The sequence below is a fragment of the Lactobacillus agrestimuris genome, assembly GCF_943193025.1.
Lineage (GTDB): Bacteria > Bacillota > Bacilli > Lactobacillales > Lactobacillaceae > Lactobacillus > Lactobacillus agrestimuris.
In genome coordinates this window covers 21527-28175 of sequence record NZ_CALPCQ010000025.1, presented here as the reverse complement: position 1 = coordinate 28175, position 6649 = coordinate 21527, and the positions used below count along the sequence as shown (strand labels likewise).

The window sequence follows — 6649 nt, the reverse complement described above, 5'->3', positions numbered from 1 at the left end:
CTTTCGCCTCAGGTACGTTTTCTTTATCACCCGACGACAGTTAAATATATTACTCGCTTTAATCCTTTTAGTCAAATTATATTTTATGTTCGATTTATCCATGATACGCTTGGTTACGTTGTAACAATTTCCTTCTTTATCTTTCGGCTTTTTCTATACTTTTTCACCTGTATATCGTGTACTCTGAATTTTATAGTTCGTTTTTTACTCTTTTCTCCTCTCTTTTTTATCAAAATTTTTTTGAAATTTTTTGAAATTTTTTTCGAAATTCCGTATTTTCCTTTATTAATCCATATTTCTACTGTCCTTTTATATGAATTTGTTCATTCAATTTTCTCCATAAAAAAATTCACCTACATTACATAGGTGAATTCCAAAATATTATATTAATTAGATCAAGCTTGATTCCTTAGTAATCTTAGTCATACCGTGCATATATGGAACTAAAGCTTCAGGAACAGTTACTGAGCCATCTTCATTTTGATAGTTTTCCAAAATTGCAGCTACAGTTCTACCAACAGCTAAACCTGAACCATTTAAAGTATGAGCCAAATGAAGCTTACCGTCTTCATCACGGTAACGAATTTGAGCACGACGAGCTTGGAAATCAGTACAGTTTGAACAACTTGAGATTTCACGGTACTTATCTTGTGCAGGCATCCAAACTTCAAGGTCGTAAGTCTTAGCACTAGTAAAACTTGCATCCCCTGTTGAAAGAGCAACAACGTGGTATGGTAAACCTAACTTTTGAAGTAAGTGTTCAGCATTATGAGTTAATTTTTCAAGTTCATCCCATGATTGATCTGGCTTACAAATTTTAACCATTTCAACTTTTCTAAATTCATGCATTCTAATAAGACCACGAGTATCACGACCGGCAGAACCAGCTTCACTTCTGAAGGCTGGTGACATAGCAGTTACGTTAATTGGAAGTTTGTTTTCGTGAATGATCTCATCACGGAAGTAATTAACAAGTGGAACTTCAGCAGTTGGAATCAAAGTTAAATCACGAGGTTTGTCTGGATCATCGTTATCAACGATAGTGTAAACATCTTCGTGGAATTTAGGGAATTGTCCAGTACCTTGCATTGATGCATCATTTACAAGGTATGGAGTGATCATTTCAGTATAACCTTCCTTAGCATTTTCATCTAAGAAGAAGTTGAAGACGGCACGTTCAAGAAGCGCACCAGCACCCTTGTAGTAAACAAAACGTGCACCTGAAACTTTAGCTGCGCGATCCCAATCTAAGATATCAAGATCAACACCTAAATCCCAGTGAGCTTTTGGCTTAAAGTCAAACTTAGTAACATTATTCCACTTACGAACTTCTTCATTGTAACTTTCATCTGGTCCAATAGGATCTGAATCAGCTGGGAAGTTTGGTAAACGAAGCAAGATATAGTTTTGCTTTTCAGTTAAATCTCTAACTTCGTTATCCAATTCCTTAATCTTAGCACCAACTTCTTGCATTGACTTAATTGCGTCACTTGCGTCTTCCTTGTTACGCTTAGCTTCACCAATCTTCTTTGAAACTTCGTTTCTTTCAGCCTTAAGGCTTTCAGTCTTAGCCATTGCTTCACGGCGCTTAGCATCAATTTCAAGTAACTTATCAATTTCTTCAGGCTTAATGCCACGTGTAGCAAGCTTTTCTTTAGCCCAATCAGTCTTTTCACGAATTACTTTAATATCTAACATGTAAAACCTCCAACAATAAAAAAGAGCCGACTCATCCCCAAGAAAAGGGACGAATCGGCTCACACGGCTTCGCGGTACCACCCATTTTCAGCTTTTATATCAAAAAGCTGCACTCATTTATAGAGGATAACGGTCTCAAGCCGTGCAACTATTAATTGCCCACTATCTGAAATCTGGAAACGACATTCATCCACTCTCACCAACCGTGAACTCTCTGAAGTAGTCTTAGGATTTCGTGTTTTCATTTATTTTAAGCCAATCTGCCTTTTTGAGCAAATAATATTTTTCCTGATAAGTAAAAATATCGCTAATCATGGCATAATCAACATCATACATATAATTAAAGCCAAGCTTTTTTAGGAGTTTTTGAGATTTAAGATTATCTTCAAAAGTTCCGGCCCAAATTTCCAATTGACCTAACTCCTTAAACGTATAATTAATCAGCAAGGTTAAAGCTTCAGTCATATAGCCATGACCTTCAAAACTCTCATCAAGCAAAAAACCAAGTTCTTTAGTTTTAAGCAGGCCACTGTTTGCATCCATCCCTCGCTCATACAGCTCAATTAAACCAATTGGTTCTTTAGTATCATTTAAACAAATTAAATAGCTTAAATTTCTCTCAGCATAGAGCTTCGCAGATTTTTTAGCCTGGCCTAAATTCTCAATTTTTTCAAATCCCGCCATCTTATGATAACGCGGATTTTCTCCCCATTTTAACAAAATAGACGCATCCTCAACTTGGAAGCGTCGTAAAAAAATTCTCTTACCCTTAATCATCATTTACCTATTAATTTTAATATCCACTTTGCCCCGTAATCTAAACCGATACTGTATGCAGCAATTGTCCAAGGCTTACACAAAATGATAATCCAAAAATAAGTCCAAAACTTCATTTTAGTTAAACCAGCAATTAAACATAAAACATCATCAGGTGCTGCCGGAGCTAAAATACACAGGGCGAAAAACCAATTGAATTTCTTTTGATTTTTAGTCCATTTCATATATTTTTCTAGTGTCTCTTCAGAGACGATATGAAAAATAAAACTTTGTCCATAGTAACGCGCTAAAAAGAAATTAATTAAAGAACCAAGGCAAATTCCTACATAATTATAAATAAATCCTGGAAGCGGTCCAAAGAAAATTACCCCACCAAGAAGAGATACACCACCTGGAATAATCGGTATAACCACCTGAACAATCTGAATTAAAATAAACACTATTGGCCCAATAATTTGCTTATTTGCCAAATAGGCCTTCATTTTTTCTTGATCAGTAAAAATTCCTAAGCGATACCAATAAATCACTAACAAAACAATGATAATACCAGTTACAATCGTGGCATAATTTATTAATTTACGAGTTTGTTTATCTGTCAGGTGCATGTATTCATCTCCCTTTTTCAGTATTACTATTTTAACAAAATTCTCTCTCTTGTCTATATCATCAATTATAGTTTAAGTATATTTAGATTACTCATCAATAGATCTGATTTATAATAAAGGAAAAATTATACTTAGGAGGATACTCTTATGACAATAATTAAAAATGATATTACCTATGATGCCGATAAAAATTTAACTACTGATATTTATTATCCAAATGACACCTCTTCTACTACAAAAATTTTGATTTTTTGGCACGGAGGTGGCTGGTTCAGAGGGGATAAGGAAAACGTAAAAGAATTCGGTATAAAATTCGCTAATGCAGGATTTATGACTTTCATCCCTAACTACAGCTTGGCCCCAACCCGCATTTTTCCTAATGCACATGAGGATGCAATTAACTTTGTTAAATGGCTACTCAATTCAAGCTATACCGACGACGGCGATGAAAAAAATATCGTTCAAATAGGTGCTAGTGTTGGTGGAACTATGGCCTTATACGTTGCCGGTCAATACGGTTTTCCAACTGTAACATGGTCAGCTCCAGTTGAATTTTCAAAATGGATGAAAGAGCATGATGACGTTACTCCTTCATATGAGGCTGCTGATGAATTAGGCTATACCGATCTTCATGATATCAATAATTCTTTTTATAAGTACTTTGCTTTAACTTACGCTGGAGGAAATTTACCAAATTCTTTAATGAAAATGGATGCCAAGAACTATAATCTCCATAATTTAAATAGTTTAATGATGATTAATTCGGCTGACGAATTAACTCCTCTAAACACTGTTTTAAACTTCATTCAATACTTAGCCGAAAATAATCATGAGGTTCAACTATTAGTGATCAAAGGACATGGTCATGCAATGGCCTATGCTAAAGACTACGTGGATGAGTCTCTTGATTATCTCTTTCAAATAATAAAACGACAAAAATAAATTTAGAAAGATCTGGGATTCCAGATCTTTTTTAAGCTCTAAACTAGACTAATTATTTGTAAGCGTTTTATAATAAAAAGTATCATTTAAGAATTAATATAAGGAGGAATATAAAATGGCAAAATACCAATCAATTAATCCATATAATAATACTGAATTTGCAAGCTATAAAAATCCAACCGCTAGTCAAATTGACGATGCCTTGAACTTAACTCATATGCTATATAAGAAATGGCGCCATGAAGATCCAGCAACTAGAGCCGAAATTTTAGGTGAAATCGCACATAGTCTTGAAGAGAATAAAGACGAACTTGCCAAACTTATGACTTTAGAAATGGGAAAACTTCTAAAAGAAGCCGAGGAAGAAGTCGATATCTGTATCGAAATTTGTAACTACTATGCTAAAAATGGTAGTGACTTCTTAAAAAAGCAACCACTTGAAACTAACCTGGGAAATGCTTATTACATAAAACAGGCTACTGGAGTTATTTTAGCTTGTGAACCATGGAATTTCCCACTTTATCAAGTTATTAGAGTTTTTGCACCTAACTTTATTGTGGGAAATCCAATAATTCTTAAGCACGCCCACAATGTACCTGGGTCTGCTGCTTTGATTGAAAAAATTATTAAGCGATCTAAGGCTCCAGAAGGTAGTTTGATTAACTTATACCTTTCCTACGACCAATTAGCAGACGTAATAAAGGATCCACGCATTCAAGGTGTTGCTTTAACAGGATCTGAACGTGGCGGTATTTCTGTAGCCGAAGAGGCCGGCAAAAATTTAAAGAAATCAACTATGGAACTCGGTGGTAATGACGCCTTTATCATCTTAGATGACGCTGACCCAACCATTTTAAGAAATGTCCTTCAAGATGCACGTACTTATAATGCAGGCCAAGTATGTACCTCATCTAAGAGAATTATTGTGACCAAATCTCGCTATGATGAAGTACTTAAAATGTTGAAAGATGTCTTTTCAAATCTAAAACCTGGAGATCCATTAGAAAAAACGACTACTCTTGCGCCATTAAATTCAGTCAAGGCTAAAGAGAAGCTTCAAAAGCAAGTTGATGAAGCAATTGATGGTGGAGCACAAGTTTACTATCAATTCCCAGAAATAAATTCCAATGGTGCCTTCTTTAGTCCAATTATTTTGACTGACATTGGTAAAGATAATCCAGTATTTAATCAAGAATTATTTGGCCCTGTTGCTGAAGTATTCTGCGTTGAAGACGAAAATGAAGCAATCAAACTAGCCAATAATTCAAGTTATGGCTTAGGCTCATCAGTTATCAGTAAAGATATTGAACATGCTCAAGATGTCGCTGCACAAATCGAAACTGGTATGACGGTTATTAACGGCCGCTGGATTACTGCTGGAGAATTACCATTCGGCGGAGTTAAGCGCTCAGGATATGGCAGAGAACTAAGTGAATTAGGCATGATGGCCTTTGTTAATGAACACTTGGTAATAGACGTTACTAAAAATAATCGATAATTTAGCAAATTAAAAAAGTTTCTAGCTCAAATTTGAGTTAGAAACTTTTTTTGTTCAAGCTTCTGGTATAGCTTTTTTTCTCTTAAAAAGATTATATCCAGATAATCCTGTTGTCATAACACTGGACAATACTAAGAAATATAAGGCTGCACCGATTGAAGTTGCATACGCAATCAATTGACCTGTAATTGGTTTAAGCACTCCAACATTTGCTCGTGTAGAACTTGAAATTGCAAAAATAATATAAATCAAGAAAACTGTTTCAATTAATGAGAGGACAAAAGAAATAATTTGTCCTTTTTTCGTATTTTTAAAAATGTTGTAAATGATAATAATTGGAAAAATCACTAATAATAACCATATTACGTAACACATTAAGGCGTTAGTAATTGTTTTACCCGAAGAAAGGTATCTTCCTGCTAAATTTAGTAAAACACGAGAAACTGAAATTTTTTCAATGTACATATTATGATTAATAGTACTTCCTGATCCTGAAAAGAAGACAACGAAATTAATAAATGCCATTAACACAATCGATAACTGAATATAAGTAAAACGATGTGTTCTAACTTTCTTTACGGTTTCTACTCGCTCTTCAACCTTAGGATGAGATTCCTGAAATTTTTTACTTTCTGCATGCAGGCGGCTACTTCCATGTTCAAGTGAGCTAAATAGTTTAGTGCCAGTATGATCAATCGACTCAGATAATCTTCGATCAACAGTATAGCGTTCAATTTTTTCATTCCGATCACAGACGATATATAGCCAAATCAATAAAGCGACAAAACCTATCCACCCCAATGAACGAGAGAAGCTCATAATAACCAATAAAACAAAGGCTAAAACAAAAACAATAGTTGAATTGGTATGTATCCATTTTAGCATTCTCTTTACAATTGTATTTGGTGTTAGTGTATCTGATTTTACTTCTTTACGATATTCTTTTCTACTTACTTTTTCGACTGGTTTATTTTCAAAAAAATCTTCCCGGAATTTTTTTAAATTAAATCCACAATTAGGACAAACTCTATCCTGCTCCGATACTGGATTTCCACAATTTGGGCATCTATCCATAATTTTCACCCCTAGTATTTTTCATAGTGAAATTATATCATTTTTGGGGCAAAAA

6 protein-coding genes are annotated in these 6649 nt (G+C 34.5%); 2 read left to right on the top strand and 4 right to left on the bottom strand.

All coding sequences use genetic code 11. The annotated features are described in order from the left end of the window. Nucleotides 1–390 precede the first annotated feature (390 nt). From serS to NFR82_RS07595, 3 genes are all read right to left on the bottom strand, one after another. Entirely contained in the window at nucleotides 391–1698 is a 1308-nt protein-coding gene (gene serS, locus NFR82_RS07605; protein WP_251717692.1) for a serine--tRNA ligase, read from the bottom strand. 225 nt (nucleotides 1699–1923) lie between these two features. Continuing rightward, nucleotides 1924–2475, bottom strand: a complete 552-nt coding sequence (locus NFR82_RS07600; protein WP_251717691.1) for a GNAT family N-acetyltransferase — start codon at nucleotides 2473–2475, stop codon at nucleotides 1924–1926. Continuing rightward, a complete protein-coding gene (locus NFR82_RS07595; protein WP_251717690.1) occupies nucleotides 2475–3080 on the bottom strand; it encodes a TVP38/TMEM64 family protein in 606 nt (201 codons plus the stop codon). Before NFR82_RS07595 ends, NFR82_RS07600 begins: the two co-directional genes overlap by 1 nt. A gap of 147 nt (nucleotides 3081–3227) precedes the next feature. Here NFR82_RS07595 and NFR82_RS07590 point away from each other — a divergent pair, with 147 nt between their 5' ends. Continuing rightward, nucleotides 3228–4022, top strand: coding sequence for an alpha/beta hydrolase (locus tag NFR82_RS07590; RefSeq protein WP_251717689.1), 795 nt, complete (start codon nucleotides 3228–3230; stop codon nucleotides 4020–4022). 115 nt (nucleotides 4023–4137) lie between these two features. Beyond that, a complete protein-coding gene (locus NFR82_RS07585; protein WP_251717688.1) occupies nucleotides 4138–5520 on the top strand; it encodes an NAD-dependent succinate-semialdehyde dehydrogenase in 1383 nt (460 codons plus the stop codon). Between the two features lie 54 nt (nucleotides 5521–5574). Here the strand turns inward: NFR82_RS07585 and NFR82_RS07580 are convergent, their stop codons facing one another. Further along, the gene (locus tag NFR82_RS07580; RefSeq protein ID WP_251717687.1) at nucleotides 5575–6594 is read right to left on the bottom strand and encodes a zinc ribbon domain-containing protein; all 1020 of its coding nucleotides are present in this window, start codon (nucleotides 6592–6594) and stop codon (nucleotides 5575–5577) included. Nucleotides 6595–6649 lie beyond the last annotated feature (55 nt).

Coding starts and splice junctions, on each gene's coding strand:
- serS (WP_251717692.1), bottom strand. CDS start 1,698: ATGTTAGATATTAAAGTAATTCGTGAAAAGACTGATTGGGCTAAAGAA.
- NFR82_RS07600 (WP_251717691.1), bottom strand. CDS start 2,475: ATGATTAAGGGTAAGAGAATTTTTTTACGACGCTTCCAAGTTGAGGAT.
- NFR82_RS07595 (WP_251717690.1), bottom strand. CDS start 3,080: ATGCACCTGACAGATAAACAAACTCGTAAATTAATAAATTATGCCACG.
- NFR82_RS07590 (WP_251717689.1), top strand. CDS start 3,228: ATGACAATAATTAAAAATGATATTACCTATGATGCCGATAAAAATTTA.
- NFR82_RS07585 (WP_251717688.1), top strand. CDS start 4,138: ATGGCAAAATACCAATCAATTAATCCATATAATAATACTGAATTTGCA.
- NFR82_RS07580 (WP_251717687.1), bottom strand. CDS start 6,594: ATGGATAGATGCCCAAATTGTGGAAATCCAGTATCGGAGCAGGATAGA.